Source organism: Pseudomonas sp. PvP100, from assembly GCF_017833055.1.
GTDB lineage: Bacteria > Pseudomonadota > Gammaproteobacteria > Pseudomonadales > Pseudomonadaceae > Aquipseudomonas > Aquipseudomonas syringae.
In genome coordinates, this window is record NZ_JAFIBO010000001.1 from 3,877,523 (window position 1) to 3,892,860 (window position 15,338).

Below are 15,338 nucleotides of genomic sequence, written 5' to 3' on the forward strand. Positions count from 1 at the left end.
GAAAGAATACTTAAACAATGGATCGTACTTAAAATTATCACAAAGGGTTCGTGTTATGCAGATTTTAACTAAGCGCAAATTAATTTTCGATGTGCTTATTCGACCTCATGGCGCAGTGATGATGGGCGCTTTCTTTTTAATATTTTTCGCGGCTTTAGTAGGGATGGCGCAGCCCTTCATCATTCGAGATTTAGTAGATGTGGCCTTACCGCAAGGTGACTTCTCATACACATCGAAATTAGCAATGGGGCTAGTAGCTGTAGCTGCTTGCGTGAATGCCGTTAATGTACTTCAAGCATCGCTTTTTAATAAAGTCGGACAGTCAATAGCTTCAAATTTAAGAGCTCAGCTATTCAATAGTTTCATGCACTACCCATTGGAGTACTTTGCCAACAGCAATGCGGGCGCATTACAGTCTAAAATAATTAGTGATGTCTCTGCGTTTCAGAGTTTTTTTACTCTTTCTAGTGCATCTATAGCATCGTACGTGGCCCTGACAATCTCAAATGTTATCGCTCTTGGAATGCTCGACGTAAGGCTGCTGCTTATCTCTGTTGTTATCGTGCCTTTGGCGGCTTATGTGAACATAACAATAGGCGAAAAAAAGAAAAATCTGGCAAAGCAAAAATTTGAAAATTTGGAAGAATTAGGTGGCTGCATAAATCAATTTCTTTCGGAGTCAGGAATTTCTGTTATCAAGACTTTTGGTCGTGATCAGTATGCAGAGAAGGCATTTGAAAGGCGATCAAATGAGCTCTCTAGTGTCGAGTTAAAAGGCGCATTAGCTGGGCGATGGCAATTGTCCCTGATCAACTTTCTCTTTGCCTGCTCGCCGGCTCTCACCTATTGGTTTGCAGGAGCCATAGAAGTCGAGGTCAGCGGGCAAATAAGTATTGGAACGATCGTTGCGGCAACAGGTTTGCAGTATGCATTGTTTGGACCATTTATAGGTTTTTTAAAAATGATTATTGAACTTAAAAGCTCAAGCTCAATTTTGGAAAGAATAGTGAGCTCCATAAATTCAAACTATGTAAATTCGAATGTTCGACAGCGCTCAGCTCATACTATTGATCGCTCAGGCCTTGGCTTTATAACTTGTAAAAATGTTTCATTTTCGTATGGGGACCGCAAGGGTTTCATAATTCATGAAAGTAGCATTGAAATAAAACTAGGTTCCAAGGTCGCAATCGTTGGAAAAAGCGGGTCGGGAAAAAGTACATTGGCCCATATCCTTTGCGGGCTTTACTCGCCCACTGCAGGAGACGTGTTTATTGATGGTAAAAATATAAGGGATCTGAATGATAGCAATAGGTCGGAGCTGGTTGGAATCGTTTCTCAGGATTGCTATTTGTTCAGCGTTTCCATACTCGAAAATTTTAAGATAGCTTGTCCTGGCGTGTCTCGTGAAAACATAGTTGAGAGCTGTAAGGACGCTCGGGTTCACGACTTTATTAGCAGTCTACCCGAGGGGTACGAAACAGTAGTCGGAGACAGAGGGGCATCACTCTCAGGAGGACAACGACAGAGAATCGCATTGGCACGAATGTTTTTAAAGCGTCCGAACATCATAATACTTGATGAGTCTACCTCAGCCTTAGATTCGGTTTTAGAGCAAGAAATCTTTGAGCTGCTCCGAGTAAAGATGGAAGATAGCACAATCATTTTTGTTACTCACAGGCTCAGTTCAATAAAAAATGCTGATGAAATTTTACTTATGAGTGATGGAAAAATTGTTTCCCAAGCTAGCCATTTAAAATTGCTTGGTGAATCTAAGCTATATCAAAAATTATTGAAATCTCAATCAAGCATTTAATCGAATTTTTATTTGAATGTGAAGTGCCCGGCGGACAAAGCGGATGGCCTTTTACTAGGCCGACTTCTGACTTTGCGGACATCAACTTTGCTAGACAAACTGAGTTATTGTTAATATATATCGTCTGTCGCTAGCTGCGCATCACTTGGCCCAACGGCCTCTCAGTCCTGACCACCATTGCAGCGGCTTCCGGATCCATACCCGAACAATCAGGGATGTCAGCTGATGGCAGATTGATTTTTTGATCCATCCAGTCTGCAAGCAGATAGGCAATTCCACCGGCAGCTAAGGCTGCATCCCGCTTCCCCGCGGTCATTCGAGAAAATGAGCGGAAGCTGGCATTTTCATCAGTTGGGGCTTCAATGTCACGCCCCAAGAAAAAGTTAACCGGGAATTTCAGGACGCGAAAAAGCATGCCCAAACTTTCGGGTGTCGGATCCTGAGCGCCGGTCTCATGGAGCGTGATGAGCTTACTGTTGAGACCTGCATAATCAGCGAGCAATTTCTTGGTATAGCTACGGCGCTGCCTAGCCAGGATTAGCCGGTTTGGATTGAAATCGCTCAATTCGTTCATTATCTCGGTGTCACGGGGATACCTAAATCAGGGCCTAGGGTCGGACCTTGGAGTGGATTTGGCTCGTTGAGTTGCAGCGGCGGCAATAAGGCTCTTATGTCGAACTATTTATTCTACTATTTCCGTGTAAAGAAAAAGCCCCGACCTCTTTACAGAGACGGGGCTTTCATTTATGTCAGAAATCTCTTTGATTACTTAGGCTTTAACCATATCAACCAAAAATATCTTTACATTCTAGCCTTATGAGATTCAGAACGGAATATCATCATCAAAGCTATCGAAATCAGCAGCGGGCTGCGGCGCTTGTTGTTGCGGCGCTGGGCGCGAGTCGCGCTGTTGTGGCGGCTGCTGGTTGTAGTTCTGCTGAGGTGCAGATTGCTGCGGCGCCGACTGTTGTGGGCGCGACTGCTGTGGACGAGGTGCGGACTGGTTGTAGTTGCCGCCGCCCTGACCTTGTTGAGCGTCGCCCTGTGGACGGCCGCCCAGCAGTTGCATGGTGCCCTGCATGTCGACGACGATTTCAGTGGTGTAGCGCTTGATGCCGTCTTTTTCCCACTCGCGGGTCTGCAGCTTGCCTTCGATGTACACCTGCGAACCCTTGCGCAGGTATTCGCCAGCGATTTCGGCGACTTTGCCGAACATCGATACACGGTGCCATTCGGTCTTTTCGACTTTCTGACCGGACTGCTTGTCAGTCCACTGTTCGCTGGTTGCCAGACTCAGGTTGGTCACGGCGTTACCGTTAGGCAAGTAGCGAACTTCGGGATCCTGGCCGCATGTACCGACCAATATGACTTTGTTAACCCCACGGGCCATAACGTTCTCCTAGGCTTCGCACGCTTCTGACGCTGGATTGACCAGCTTTTCGAGAGAGGCACGATCCAATAATTTTGTGTCGAGTTTTATGTAGATGGCTGCCTCTTCCGCAACCACCACTGCATCTGTCACGCCTGCTACGGACATCAAACGCTCTGCCAGGCCTGCTTCACGCTGCGCCTGCGGCGACAACGGCAGACGTAGGCTGGTCACGTAAGGCGGTTCTCGCATGGTCACTGCGAAGGCGAGCCAGACGGCGGCCATGGCTGCACCACCCAGGAACACCACATCGAGCCCACCGTGCTGGAACAACCAGCCGCCCAGTATCCCACCTGCGGCCGATCCAAGAAACTGGCTGGTGGAATAAACTCCCATTGCCGTGCCTTTTCCGCCGGCCGGTGAAACCTTGCTGATCAGCGACGGCAACGACGCTTCCAGCAGGTTGAACGCGGTGAAGAATACCACTGTCCCGATGACCAGTGCCCGCAACGTGTCCCCGTATGCCCAGAAGAATAGCTCAGCCAGCATCAAAACTGTGACGGCGCCCAGCAGAACGCGCTTCATTTGACGTTTCTTCTCGCCATAGATGATGAACGGGATCATCGCGAAGAAGGAAACCAGCAAGGCGGTCAGGTAGACCCACCAGTGTTGTTCCTTGGGCAAACCGGCTTTTTCGACCAGCGCCAGCGGCAAGGCCACGAAGCTGGACATGAGCATCGCATGCAACACGAAGATACCCAAATCCAGGCGCAGCAGGTCCGGATGACGCAACGTCGCCCCCAGCGCCTGTTTGGCGACGCCGGACTCGCGGTGCATTAACGCCCCGCTGGCCTTGGGCACCACGTAGGCGACGATGAGAACGCCTATCAAGGCCATGCCGCCGGTGGCCAGGAACAATCCGGAAAGACCGAACATGCCAGTGATCACCGGGCCGACGACCATGGCGATGGCGAACGACAGGCCGATGGTCATGCCGATCATGGCCATGGCCTTGGTGCGGTGCTGTTCGCGGGTCAGGTCGGAGAGCAGCGCCATGACCGCCGCGGAAATAGCGCCAGCCCCCTGCAGGATGCGTCCGGCAATGATTCCCCAGATCGAATCCGCGTTCGCCGCCACCACGCTGCCGATCGCAAAGATGATCAGGCCGAAATAAATGACCGGTCGCCGGCCGATACGGTCGGAAATGATCCCGAACGGTATCTGCAACACCGCCTGGGTCAGGCCGTAGGCGCCAATCGCCAGACCGATCAGTGCAGGGCTCGCGCCTGCCAGGTCCATGCCGTAGGTTGCCAGAACCGGCAAGACCATGAACATGCCAAGCATGCGGAACGCGAACACCAGGGCCAGACCGCCTGCTGCGCGGGTCTCGCCGCTACTCATACGCTCGCTGTGGGTATCGTGCATGGAATAACCTCGTGTGAACCGGCGGCGATTCTACCAGTCCCATCGTTGTACAGCACATACGCGACGCTTTGCCGCGTGATGGCTCGGAGCCGTATACTCCGTCGTTTATGCCCGCCAAGCGAGGCCGCAGTGGACAAGATCCTGATACGTGGGGCACGAACCCACAACCTGAAAAATATTGACCTGACACTTCCCCGCGACAAACTGATCGTTATCACCGGGCTCTCCGGCTCAGGCAAGTCTTCGCTGGCTTTCGATACGCTGTACGCCGAAGGGCAACGCCGCTATGTCGAATCGCTGTCGGCCTATGCCCGCCAGTTTCTGTCGATGATGGAAAAACCGGACGTCGACACGATCGAAGGTCTGTCGCCGGCGATTTCCATCGAGCAGAAGTCTACTTCACATAACCCGCGCTCGACCGTGGGTACGATCACCGAAATTTACGACTACCTGCGTCTTTTGTATGCGCGCGTCGGCCAGCCTCGCTGCCCGGACCACGACATCCCGCTGGAAGCCCAGACGGTCAGCCAGATGGTCGACCTGGTGCTGAGCCAGCCGGAGGGCAGCAAATTGATGCTGCTTGCGCCGGTTATCCGCGAGCGCAAGGGTGAGCATCTTTCGGTTTTTGAAGAGCTGCGCGCGCAGGGCTTTGTCCGGGCGCGAGTCAACGGCAAGCTGTGCGAACTGGATGAGCTGCCGAAGCTGGACAAGCAGAAGAAGCACTCGATCGATGTGGTCGTGGACCGTTTCAAGGTCCGCGCCGACCTGCAGCAGCGTCTGGCCGAGTCCTTTGAAACCGCCCTGAAGCTGGCCGACGGTATCGCCCTGGTTGCGCCGATGGACGACGAGCCGGGCGAGGAAGTGATTTTCTCCGCCCGCTTCGCCTGCCCTATCTGTGGCCATGCGATCAGCGAGCTCGAACCGAAGCTGTTCTCTTTCAACAACCCGGCTGGCGCGTGCCCGACCTGTGACGGCCTGGGCGTGAAGCAGTTCTTCGATATCAAGCGGCTGGTGAATGCCGAACTGACGCTTGCCGAAGGCGCGATACGAGGCTGGGACAGGCGTAACGTCTATTACTTCCAGATGCTCGGCTCGCTCTCCAAGCACTATGGCTTCAGCCTGGAAATGCCGTTCAAGCAGATCCCGGCCGACATGCAGAAGATCCTGCTCAACGGCAGTGGCTCGCAGAGTGTCGACTTCCGCTACCTGAATGACCGCGGCGATATCGTCAAGCGCGCGCACCCATTCGAAGGCATCGTGCCGAATCTGGAGCGTCGCTATCGGGAAACCGAATCGGCCACGGTCCGCGAAGAGCTCGCCAAGTTCCTGGGCACGCAGCCCTGCCCTGACTGCCGAGGCACTCGTCTGCGTCGTGAAGCGCGCCATGTGTGGGTGGGTGAAAAGACTCTGCCCGCAGTCACCAATCTGCCGATTGGCGACGCGACGCATTACTTCGAAACACTCAAGCTGACCGGACGACGTGGCGAGATCGCCGACAAGATCCTCAAGGAAATTCGCGAGCGTCTGCAGTTTCTGGTCAACGTGGGCCTGGACTACCTGACCCTGGACCGTAGCGCGGACACCCTGTCCGGCGGCGAAGCACAGCGTATTCGTCTGGCCAGCCAGATCGGTGCGGGCCTGGTCGGGGTGATGTACATCCTCGATGAGCCGTCCATCGGTCTGCACCAGCGCGACAATGATCGTTTGCTGGGCACACTCAAGCACCTGCGCGACATTGGCAATACGGTGATTGTGGTCGAGCACGATGAAGATGCGATTCGCCTCGCCGACTACGTGGTCGACATTGGCCCGGGTGCCGGCGTGCATGGTGGTCATATCGTTGCCGAAGGTACGCCGGACGAAGTGATGTCGCACCCCGACTCGCTGACCGGCAAATACCTGTCGGGGCGCGTGAAGATTGCCGTTCCTGCCAAGCGCACCCCGCGTAACAAAAAGCTCTCGCTGACCCTCAAGGGCGCGCGTGGCAACAACCTGCAAAACGTCAACCTGGAAATCCCGATCGGTCTGCTGACCTGCGTGACGGGTGTGTCCGGATCGGGCAAGTCGACGCTGATCAACAACACGCTGTTCCCGCTGAGCGCTACGGCGCTGAACGGCGCCACGACGCTGGAAGCGGCTACGCACGACAGCATCAATGGCCTGCAGCACCTGGATAAGGTGGTGGACATCGACCAGAGCCCTATCGGTCGTACGCCGCGCTCCAATCCAGCGACCTATACCGGGCTGTTCACGCCGATTCGCGAGCTGTTCGCCGGGGTTCCGGAATCACGCTCGCGGGGCTACGGTCCGGGGCGGTTCTCGTTCAACGTCAAGGGCGGCCGCTGCGAGGCGTGCCAAGGTGACGGGCTGATCAAGGTCGAGATGCACTTTTTGCCGGACATCTACGTGCCCTGCGATGTGTGCAAGAGCAAGCGTTACAACCGTGAAACGCTTGAGGTCAAGTACAAGGGCAAGAACATCCACGAAGTGCTGGAAATGACCATCGAGGAAGCGCGTGAGTTCTTCGACGCCGTTCCGGCACTGGCGCGCAAGCTGCAAACCCTGATGGATGTAGGACTTTCCTATATCAAGCTGGGGCAATCGGCGACGACTTTGTCAGGCGGTGAAGCGCAGCGGGTCAAGCTGTCGCGTGAGCTGTCCAAGCGCGACACTGGCAAGACGCTGTACATCCTCGATGAGCCGACTACCGGTCTGCACTTCGCGGATATTCAGCAGTTGCTGGACGTCTTGCATCGCCTACGCGACCACGGCAATACCGTGGTGGTGATCGAGCACAACCTGGATGTGATCAAGACGGCCGACTGGCTGGTGGATCTGGGTCCGGAAGGCGGTTCGCGAGGTGGGCAGATCATTGCGACGGGCACACCTGAACAGGTCGCCGAGATGGAACAGTCCTACACCGGTCATTACCTGAAGCCTCTGTTGACCAGAGACAAAGCCTGACGCGTGTGATGAAAACGGGTTCGGCATCAGTCGAACCCGGATACAAAAAAGCTCCTGTCACGCAAGTGCAGGAGCTTTTTTATGAGCGGCTGAATCAGAACTGCGATTGCAGGTAGTTCTGCAGACCGATGGACTTGATCAGCCCCATCTGCTGTTCGAGCCAGTAGGTATGGTCTTCTTCCGTATCAGCCAACTGTACGCGCAGGATTTCACGGGTCACGTAGTCGCTGTGAAGCTCACAGAGCTCGATACCCTTGCAAAGAGCAGCACGTACCTTGTATTCGAGACGCAGATCGCTGGCGAGCATCTCAGGCACTGTGGTGCCGACGTCGAGGTCGTCCGGGCGCATGCGCGGCGTGCCTTCCAGCATCAGGATACGACGCATCAGCGCATCAGCGTGTTGCGACTCTTCCTCCATCTCATGATTGATACGCTCGTAGAGCTTCGAAAAGCCCCAGTCTTCGTACATGCGTGAGTGAACGAAATACTGGTCACGAGCTGCCAGTTCGCCCGTGAGCAACGTGTTGAGATAATCGATTACTTCGGGGTGGCCTTGCATCGCACCAGACTCCTGCTTCAAAGCCGATAGTTTGAACCAAGCGCCGCGCGAGGTCACTGAGAAAAACGCAATAAACCGACGAAAAGTGGCGAAATTACGCCGTTAAGAAGCGAAAAACCGCCCAAATGAGGGCGGTTCTGTTTCTCACTTCGAGTCAGCCCGACAATTCGACGTATGCTGATTAACACCCTGGTTTAGCCTGCCTGAATCGCGAGCAACAAAAAACCGGGCACTAGGCCCGGTTTCATGTTCAAACTGATGTCTTATTCAGCAGCTTCTACAGAGCCACCGATAGGACGATCAACCAGCTCGACGTACGCCATTGGCGCGTTGTCGCCAGCGCGGAAACCGCACTTGAGGATGCGCAGGTAGCCGCCCTGACGGGTTGCATAGCGCTTGCCCAGATCGTTGAACAGTTTGCCGACGATTTCTTTCGAACGAGTACGGTCGAAAGCCAGACGACGGTTGGCAACGCTGTCTTCCTTGGCCAGGGTGATCAGCGGCTCGGCAACGCGGCGCAGTTCCTTGGCTTTCGGCAGGGTAGTTTTGATCAGCTCGTGCTCGAACAGCGACACCGCCATGTTTTGAAACATGGCTTTGCGGTGAGAGCTGGTACGGCTCAGGTGACGTCCACTTTTACGATGACGCATGGTTCATTCCTTACCAAACTCGCGTTCGGTGATTACGACGATCAGGCCGTAGCCTTGTCGTCCTTCTTAAGACTTGCCGGCGGCCAGTTGTCGAGGCGCATGCCGAGGGAGAGACCACGAGAAGCCAGAACGTCCTTGATCTCGGTCAAGGATTTCTTGCCCAGGTTCGGAGTCTTCAACAGCTCTACTTCGGTGCGCTGAATCAGATCGCCGATGTAGTAGATGTTCTCCGCCTTAAGGCAGTTGGCCGAACGCACGGTCAGTTCCAAATCGTCAACCGGACGAAGCAGGATCGGATCGATCTCGTCTTCCTGTTCGATTACCACTGGTTCGCTGTCGCCTTTGAGGTCCACGAACGCAGCCAACTGCTGTTGCAGGATGGTTGCAGCGCGACGGATAGCCTCTTCAGGGTCCAGAGTACCGTTGGTTTCCAGATCAATAACCAGCTTGTCCAGGTTAGTACGCTGTTCGACACGGGCGTTTTCCACCACGTATGCGATACGGCGAACCGGGCTGAACGAAGAGTCAAGCTGCAAGCGACCAATGCTGCGGCTTTCGTCTTCATCGCTTTGACGCGAGTCTGCCGGCTCATAACCACGACCACGAGCTACGGTGAGCTTCATGTTCAAGACGCCGTTAGACGCCAGGTTAGCGATTACGTGATCGGGGTTAACGATCTCGACATCATGATCCAGCTGAATATCGGCAGCGGTAACCACCCCCGAACCCTTCTTCGACAAGGTCAGCGTAACTTCGTCTCGACCGTGCAGCTTGATAGCCAGACCTTTAAGGTTCAACAGGATTTCAATGACGTCTTCCTGTACACCTTCGATGGCGCTGTACTCATGGAGTACACCGTCAATCTCGGCCTCGACTACTGCACAGCCGGGCATGGAGGACAACAAAATGCGGCGAAGCGCGTTGCCCAGGGTATGGCCGAAACCACGCTCGAGAGGCTCGAGAGTGATTTTGGCGCGGGTTGGACTGACAACCTGCACATCAATGTGGCGGGGTGTCAGGAACTCATTTACCGAAATCTGCATGGATGCACCTATTTTCTAGCCCTTACTTGGAGTAGAGCTCGACAATCAGGCTTTCGTTGATGTCGGCGGATAGATCACTGCGAGCTGGAACGTTCTTGAAAACGCCCGATTTCTTCTCAGTGTCTACTTCTACCCATTCTACGCGGCCACGTTGGGCACACAGATCGAGAGCCTGGACAATACGCAGCTGATTCTTAGCTTTTTCGCGGATAGCAACAACGTCGCCAGCACGAACCTGATAAGAAGGAACGTTAACGGTTTTGCCGTTTACGCTGACCGACTTGTGCGAAACCAATTGACGGGATTCGGCACGCGTCGAGCCGAAGCCCATGCGGTATACAACGTTGTCCAGACGGCATTCGAGCAGTTGCAGCAGGTTCTCGCCTGTTGCACCTTTCTTGCCGGCGGCTTCTTTGTAGTAGCCGCTGAACTGACGCTCGAGAACGCCGTAGATACGACGGACTTTTTGCTTTTCACGCAGCTGAGTACCGTAATCGGACTGGCGACCACGGCGTTGGCCGTGGATACCTGGAGCTGCTTCGATGTTGCACTTGGATTCGATAGCGCGAACGCCGCTCTTCAGAAAGAGATCGGTGCCTTCACGACGAGCAAGTTTGCATTTTGGACCAATGTAACGAGCCATTTCTTACAGTCTCCTGGATTACACGCGGCGCTTCTTCGGCGGACGGCACCCGTTGTGCGGGATTGGCGTCACGTCGGTGATGCTGGCGATCTTATAGCCACAGCCGTTCAATGCACGGACAGCGGATTCACGACCTGGGCCTGGACCCTTGACATTGACGTCGAGGTTCTTCAGACCGTACTCCAGCGCAGCTTGACCAGCACGTTCAGCAGCTACTTGAGCAGCGAACGGGGTGGACTTGCGCGAACCACGGAAACCCGAACCGCCGGAGGTAGCCCACGAAAGAGCGTTACCTTGACGATCGGTAATGGTGACGATTGTGTTGTTAAACGACGCGTGGATGTGGGCGATGCCATCAACCACTGTCTTTTTAACTTTTTTACGAGGACGAGCAGCAGGTTTTGCCATGACTAAATTCCTGTCGTTGCGCTGGTGCGATTACTTGCGGATCGGCTTACGCGGACCTTTGCGAGTACGCGCGTTGGTCTTGGTACGCTGACCGCGCACTGGAAGACCACGACGATGACGCAGACCGCGGTAGCAGCCCAGGTCCATCAAGCGCTTGATTTTCATGTTGATTTCGCGACGCAGGTCACCTTCAGTGGTGAACTTCGCCACTTCGCCACGCAGCTGTTCAATCTGCTCGTCGCTCAGATCTTTGATTTTCACCGCCGGGTTTACGCCGGTGGTTGCACAAATTTTCTGTGCGGTGGTGCGACCAACACCATAGATGTAGGTCAACGAGATAACAGTATGCTTGTTATCTGGAATGTTAACGCCTGCAATACGGGCCATTCAGTGGGACTCCAATTGACAGCTACCTACGCCCCGGAAGCCAAGAAATAGGGCGCGAGATAATATCGCTGTAGTAACAAATAATCAACCCAGCAGCGCACTAGCTGCTGGGCTTAAGCACAAATCACAATCAGCCTTGGCGCTGCTTATGACGTGGTTCCGCGCTGCAAATTACTCGAACCACACCTTCGCGGCGGATAATCTTGCAGTTACGGCACAGCTTTTTCACCGATGCACGAACTTTCATCACCAACTCCTCGAACCTTAGGGGTGCTTCAGCGCAGCATACCGCCGCTGCCACCGTAGCCCTTCAGGTTGGCTTTCTTCATCAGGGATTCATACTGGTGCGAAACGAGGTGAGATTGCACTTGCGACATAAAGTCCATCACAACCACGACCACGATCAGCAACGAGGTCCCGCCAAGGTAGAACGGTACGTTTGCCGCGACCACCAGGAACTGGGGAAGCAGACACACGGCCGTCATATATAGAGCACCGAACATGGTCAAGCGAGTCAAAACGCCATCAATATAGCGTGCCGACTGCTCGCCTGGACGAATACCCGGAATAAAGGCACCGGACTTCTTCAGGTTTTCCGCTACGTCTTTCGGATTGAACATCAACGCCGTATAGAAGAAGCAGAAGAAAATAATCCCTGCACTAAACAGCAGAATATTCAACGGCTGACCAGGAGCGATCGACTGCGAGATGTCCTGCAACCAGCCCAGACCTTCAGACTGACCGAACCAGGACCCCAACGAAGCCGGGAACAGCAAAATGCTGCTCGCGAAAATGGCCGGTATAACACCAGCCATGTTCACTTTCAGCGGCAAGTGGCTGGTCTGCGCAGCGAAGACCTTACGGCCCTGCTGACGCTTGGCGTAGTGAACAGCGATACGACGCTGGCCACGCTCAATGAACACCACAAAACCGATGATCGCTACTGCCAGCAAACCGATTGCAACCAGAGCGAAGATATTGATATCACCCTGACGTGCAGACTCGAAAGACTGCCCTATTGCTCTCGGAAGACCAGCGACGATACCTGCGAAAATCAACATCGAGATACCGTTGCCGACACCGCGCTCGGTGATCTGCTCGCCCAGCCACATCATGAACATCGCACCTGCCACGAAGGTAGTTACGGCCACAAAGTGGAAACCCAGGTCCCCAGAAAACGCGACGCCCTGACTCGCCAGACCAACGGACATGCCGATAGCTTGGACCAGAGCCAGGACAACGGTGCCATAGCGGGTGTACTGGCTTATCTTGCGACGGCCAGCTTCACCTTCCTTCTTCAACTGCTCCAGCTGCGGGCTGACGGCGGTCATCAACTGCATGATGATCGATGCCGAAATGTACGGCATGATCCCCAGTGCAAAGATGCTCATCCGTTCCAGCGCGCCGCCGGAAAACATGTTGAACAAGCTAAGAATGGTCCCCTCATTCTGTCGAAACAGTTCTGCGAGTCGGTCCGGGTTGATACCTGGAACCGGGATGTGTGCGCCTATTCGGTAGACGATAATCGCCAGGAACAGAAAACGCAGACGAGCCCAGAGTTCAGACATACCGCCTTTGCCGAGCGCTGAGAGAGCACCTTGCTTAGCCATTTATTCCTCGAACTTGCCGCCAGCTGCTTCGATAGCCGCACGCGCACCTTTGGTGGCGGCGATACCCTTGATAGTGACAGCGCGAGTAACTTCGCCCGACAGCATGATTTTCACACGCTGAACGTTCTGGTTAATCACGTTGGCATCTTTCAGGGACTGCACAGTTACGATGTCGCCTTCCACTTTAGCCAGCTCGGACAGACGCACTTCTGCGCGGTCCATGGCCTTCAGGGAAACGAAACCGAATTTTGGCAGGCGACGATGCAGCGGCTGTTGGCCGCCCTCAAAGCCCGGAGCAATAGTGCCACCGGAGCGGGAGCTTTGACCTTTGTGGCCACGGCCACCGGTCTTGCCCAAACCACTACCGATACCACGGCCCGGACGATGCTTTTCGCGACGGGAACCCGGCGCTGGACTCAGATCATTGAGTTTCATCGATTAACCCTCGACTCGCAGCATGTAGTAAGCCTTGTTGATCATCCCGCGATTTTCGGGAGTATCCAGGACTTCTACAGTGTGACCGATGCGACGCAGACCCAAACCCTTAATGCACAATCTGTGATTAGGGATGCGGCCGGTCATGCTTTTGATCAGCGTTACTTTAACGGTAGCCATGATCAGATGATCTCCTCAACACGCTTGCCACGTTTGGCAGCGATCGACTCAGGAGACTGCATGCCCTTCAAACCCTTGAACGTAGCGTGAACCACGTTTACCGGATTAGTAGAACCGTAGCACTTGGCCAATACGTTCTGGACACCAGCAACTTCCAGCACTGCGCGCATTGCGCCGCCAGCGATGATACCGGTACCTTCAGAAGCAGGCTGCATGTACACCTTGGAGGCGCCATGAGCAGACTTCATTGCGTACTGCAGGGTAGTGCCGTTCAGATCAACCTGAATCATGTTGCGGCGAGCAGCTTCCATCGCTTTCTGGATCGCAGCAGGCACTTCACGTGACTTGCCACGGCCGAAGCCAACGCGCCCTTTACCATCACCCACTACGGTCAACGCAGTGAAAGTGAAGATACGGCCGCCTTTTACGGTTTTGGCCACGCGGTTAACTTGAACCAGCTTCTCGATGTAGCCTTCGTCGCGTTTTTGGTCGTGATTTGACATAACTTAGAACTCCAGCCCGCCTTCACGAGCAGCATCAGCCAGCGCTTTGACACGGCCGTGGTACTTGAAGCCAGAACGGTCGAAAGCGACTTGCGATACACCCGCGGCTTTCGCGCGCTCGGCGACCAGCTTGCCAACCTTAGTGGCCGCGTCGATGTTGCCAGTGGCGCCATCACGCAGTTCTTTGTCCAAAGTCGAGGCGCTTGCCAGGACTTTGCTGCCGTCGGCCGAGATGACCTGGGCATAAATGTGCTGCGAAGAGCGGTGCACGCAGAGACGCACGACTTCTAGCTCGTGCATTTTCAGGCGTGCTTTGCGAGCGCGACGCAGTCGGGTAACTTTTTTGACGGTCATTTGCTATGCCCTACTTCTTCTTGGCTTCTTTACGGCGGACGACTTCGTCTGCGTAACGCACACCTTTGCCTTTGTAAGGCTCAGGACGGCGGAAGTCGCGGATCTCAGCGGCCACTTGACCAACCAACTGCTTATCGATACCGCGAATCAGGATATCGGTCTGGCTGGGGGTCTCAGCGGTGATGCCATTCGGCAATTCGTAGTCCACTGGGTGCGAGAAGCCAAGTGCAAGGTTCAGTACCGTGCCTTTTGCTTGCGCCTTGTAACCAACACCGACCAGCTGGAGCTTACGCTCGAAGCCTTGGCTTACGCCTTGGACCATGTTGTTTACCAGTGCACGAGTGGTGCCTGCCATTGCGCGGGTTTGTTGATCGCCATTGCGAGCAGCAAAACGCAGCTCACCAGCTTCTTCAACAATCTCAACGGACGAATGGATGTTCAGTTCTAGAGTGCCCTTGGCACCCTTCACCGAAAGCAGCTGGCCGACGAGTTTGACTTCGACGCCGGATGGCAGCTTAACGGGGTTCTTAGCGACGCGTGACATGCTTATCCCCCCTTAGAACACAGTGCAAAGCACTTCGCCACCGACACCGGCAGCGCGCGCAGCACGATCCGTCATCACACCTTTACTGGTGGAGACGATAGACACACCAAGACCGCCACGAACTTTCGGCAGATCATCGGAGGACTTGTACTGACGCAAGCCTGGGCGGCTGACGCGCTTAACCTCTTCGATGACCGGACGGCCTTCGAAGTACTTAAGCTCGATGGACAGCGAGGATTTAACTTCGCTGCTGATCTGATAACCCGCAATGTAGCCTTCGTCCTTCAGGACTTTTGCTACAGCAACCTTCAACGTGGAAGATGGCATGCTTACGACGGGCTTTTCAGCCATCTGGGCATTACGGATACGAGTTAGCATGTCCGCTAACGGGTCCTGCATACTCATGGGCTAGACGCTCCTAAAACAAAATAATTAGCCTTGCGGCTACAGC

The 15,338-nt window shown here is 54.4% G+C and carries 19 protein-coding genes; 2 read left to right on the plus strand and 17 right to left on the minus strand.

The features are described 5' to 3' along the window. Positions 1 to 55 precede the first annotated feature (55 nt). Positions 56 to 1,813, plus strand: a complete 1,758-nt coding sequence (locus JOE39_RS16535; protein WP_016569108.1) for an ABC transporter ATP-binding protein — start codon at positions 56 to 58, stop codon at positions 1,811 to 1,813. A gap of 130 nt (positions 1,814 to 1,943) precedes the next feature. Here the strand turns inward: JOE39_RS16535 and JOE39_RS16540 are convergent, their stop codons facing one another. From JOE39_RS16540 to JOE39_RS16550, 3 genes are all read right to left on the minus strand, one after another. Continuing rightward, entirely contained in the window at positions 1,944 to 2,387 is a 444-nt protein-coding gene (locus JOE39_RS16540; protein ID WP_017278731.1) for a hypothetical protein, read from the minus strand. Between the two features lie 249 nt (positions 2,388 to 2,636). Then, positions 2,637 to 3,203, minus strand: coding sequence for a single-stranded DNA-binding protein (locus JOE39_RS16545; protein WP_003317093.1), 567 nt, complete (start codon positions 3,201 to 3,203; stop codon positions 2,637 to 2,639). Positions 3,204 to 3,212: 9 nt separating this feature from the next. Further along, complete coding sequence (locus JOE39_RS16550) at positions 3,213 to 4,607, minus strand: MFS transporter (protein WP_003426593.1); 1,395 nt, start codon at positions 4,605 to 4,607, stop codon at positions 3,213 to 3,215. Positions 4,608 to 4,736: 129 nt separating this feature from the next. On the opposite strand from JOE39_RS16550, the gene uvrA reads away from it, so the two are divergent. Next, positions 4,737 to 7,571, plus strand: a complete 2,835-nt coding sequence (gene uvrA / locus JOE39_RS16555; RefSeq protein WP_210078556.1) for an excinuclease ABC subunit UvrA — start codon at positions 4,737 to 4,739, stop codon at positions 7,569 to 7,571. 94 nt (positions 7,572 to 7,665) lie between these two features. Here the strand turns inward: uvrA and bfr are convergent, their stop codons facing one another. The 14 genes from bfr to rpsH all read right to left on the minus strand — a co-directional run bounded on the left by bfr (position 7,666) and on the right by rpsH (position 15,292). Continuing rightward, positions 7,666 to 8,130: a bacterioferritin gene (gene bfr, locus JOE39_RS16560; RefSeq protein ID WP_210078555.1), complete on the minus strand. Its 465-nt coding sequence runs from the start codon at positions 8,128 to 8,130 to the stop codon at positions 7,666 to 7,668. Between the two features lie 263 nt (positions 8,131 to 8,393). Beyond that, the gene (rplQ, locus tag JOE39_RS16565; RefSeq protein ID WP_003317096.1) at positions 8,394 to 8,780 is read right to left on the minus strand and encodes a 50S ribosomal protein L17; all 387 of its coding nucleotides are present in this window, start codon (positions 8,778 to 8,780) and stop codon (positions 8,394 to 8,396) included. A 41-nt stretch (positions 8,781 to 8,821) separates the two neighbouring features. Then, positions 8,822 to 9,823 (minus strand): DNA-directed RNA polymerase subunit alpha, encoded by a 1,002-nt coding sequence (rpoA, locus tag JOE39_RS16570; RefSeq protein WP_002555464.1) that lies wholly within the window; start codon positions 9,821 to 9,823, stop codon positions 8,822 to 8,824. A gap of 22 nt (positions 9,824 to 9,845) precedes the next feature. Further along, positions 9,846 to 10,466 carry a 30S ribosomal protein S4 gene (rpsD, locus tag JOE39_RS16575; RefSeq protein ID WP_002555465.1) on the minus strand — a complete coding sequence of 207 codons (621 nt, stop codon included), beginning with the start codon at positions 10,464 to 10,466 and terminating at the stop codon, positions 9,846 to 9,848. An 18-nt stretch (positions 10,467 to 10,484) separates the two neighbouring features. Then, positions 10,485 to 10,874, minus strand: a complete 390-nt coding sequence (rpsK, locus tag JOE39_RS16580) for a 30S ribosomal protein S11 (RefSeq protein WP_002555466.1) — start codon at positions 10,872 to 10,874, stop codon at positions 10,485 to 10,487. Positions 10,875 to 10,904: 30 nt separating this feature from the next. Continuing rightward, complete coding sequence (gene rpsM / locus JOE39_RS16585) at positions 10,905 to 11,261, minus strand: 30S ribosomal protein S13 (protein ID WP_002555467.1); 357 nt, start codon at positions 11,259 to 11,261, stop codon at positions 10,905 to 10,907. A gap of 130 nt (positions 11,262 to 11,391) precedes the next feature. Then, positions 11,392 to 11,508 (minus strand): 50S ribosomal protein L36, encoded by a 117-nt coding sequence (gene rpmJ, locus JOE39_RS16590; RefSeq protein WP_002555468.1) that lies wholly within the window; start codon positions 11,506 to 11,508, stop codon positions 11,392 to 11,394. Between the two features lie 28 nt (positions 11,509 to 11,536). Beyond that, on the minus strand, positions 11,537 to 12,871 hold the full coding sequence (secY, locus tag JOE39_RS16595; protein WP_002555469.1) for a preprotein translocase subunit SecY: 1,335 nt from the start codon (positions 12,869 to 12,871) through the stop codon (positions 11,537 to 11,539). Further along, positions 12,872 to 13,306, minus strand: coding sequence for a 50S ribosomal protein L15 (gene rplO, locus JOE39_RS16600; RefSeq protein ID WP_002555470.1), 435 nt, complete (start codon positions 13,304 to 13,306; stop codon positions 12,872 to 12,874). Between the two features lie 3 nt (positions 13,307 to 13,309). Further along, positions 13,310 to 13,486 (minus strand): 50S ribosomal protein L30, encoded by a 177-nt coding sequence (rpmD, locus tag JOE39_RS16605; RefSeq protein WP_002555471.1) that lies wholly within the window; start codon positions 13,484 to 13,486, stop codon positions 13,310 to 13,312. A gap of 2 nt (positions 13,487 to 13,488) precedes the next feature. Beyond that, entirely contained in the window at positions 13,489 to 13,989 is a 501-nt protein-coding gene (gene rpsE, locus JOE39_RS16610; RefSeq protein ID WP_003317099.1) for a 30S ribosomal protein S5, read from the minus strand. 3 nt (positions 13,990 to 13,992) lie between these two features. Next, positions 13,993 to 14,343: a 50S ribosomal protein L18 gene (rplR, locus tag JOE39_RS16615; protein ID WP_002555473.1), complete on the minus strand. Its 351-nt coding sequence runs from the start codon at positions 14,341 to 14,343 to the stop codon at positions 13,993 to 13,995. A 10-nt stretch (positions 14,344 to 14,353) separates the two neighbouring features. Next, positions 14,354 to 14,887, minus strand: a complete 534-nt coding sequence (gene rplF / locus JOE39_RS16620; RefSeq protein ID WP_002555474.1) for a 50S ribosomal protein L6 — start codon at positions 14,885 to 14,887, stop codon at positions 14,354 to 14,356. Positions 14,888 to 14,899: 12 nt separating this feature from the next. Then, complete coding sequence (gene rpsH / locus JOE39_RS16625) at positions 14,900 to 15,292, minus strand: 30S ribosomal protein S8 (protein ID WP_002555475.1); 393 nt, start codon at positions 15,290 to 15,292, stop codon at positions 14,900 to 14,902. Positions 15,293 to 15,338: the final 46 nt, after the last annotated feature.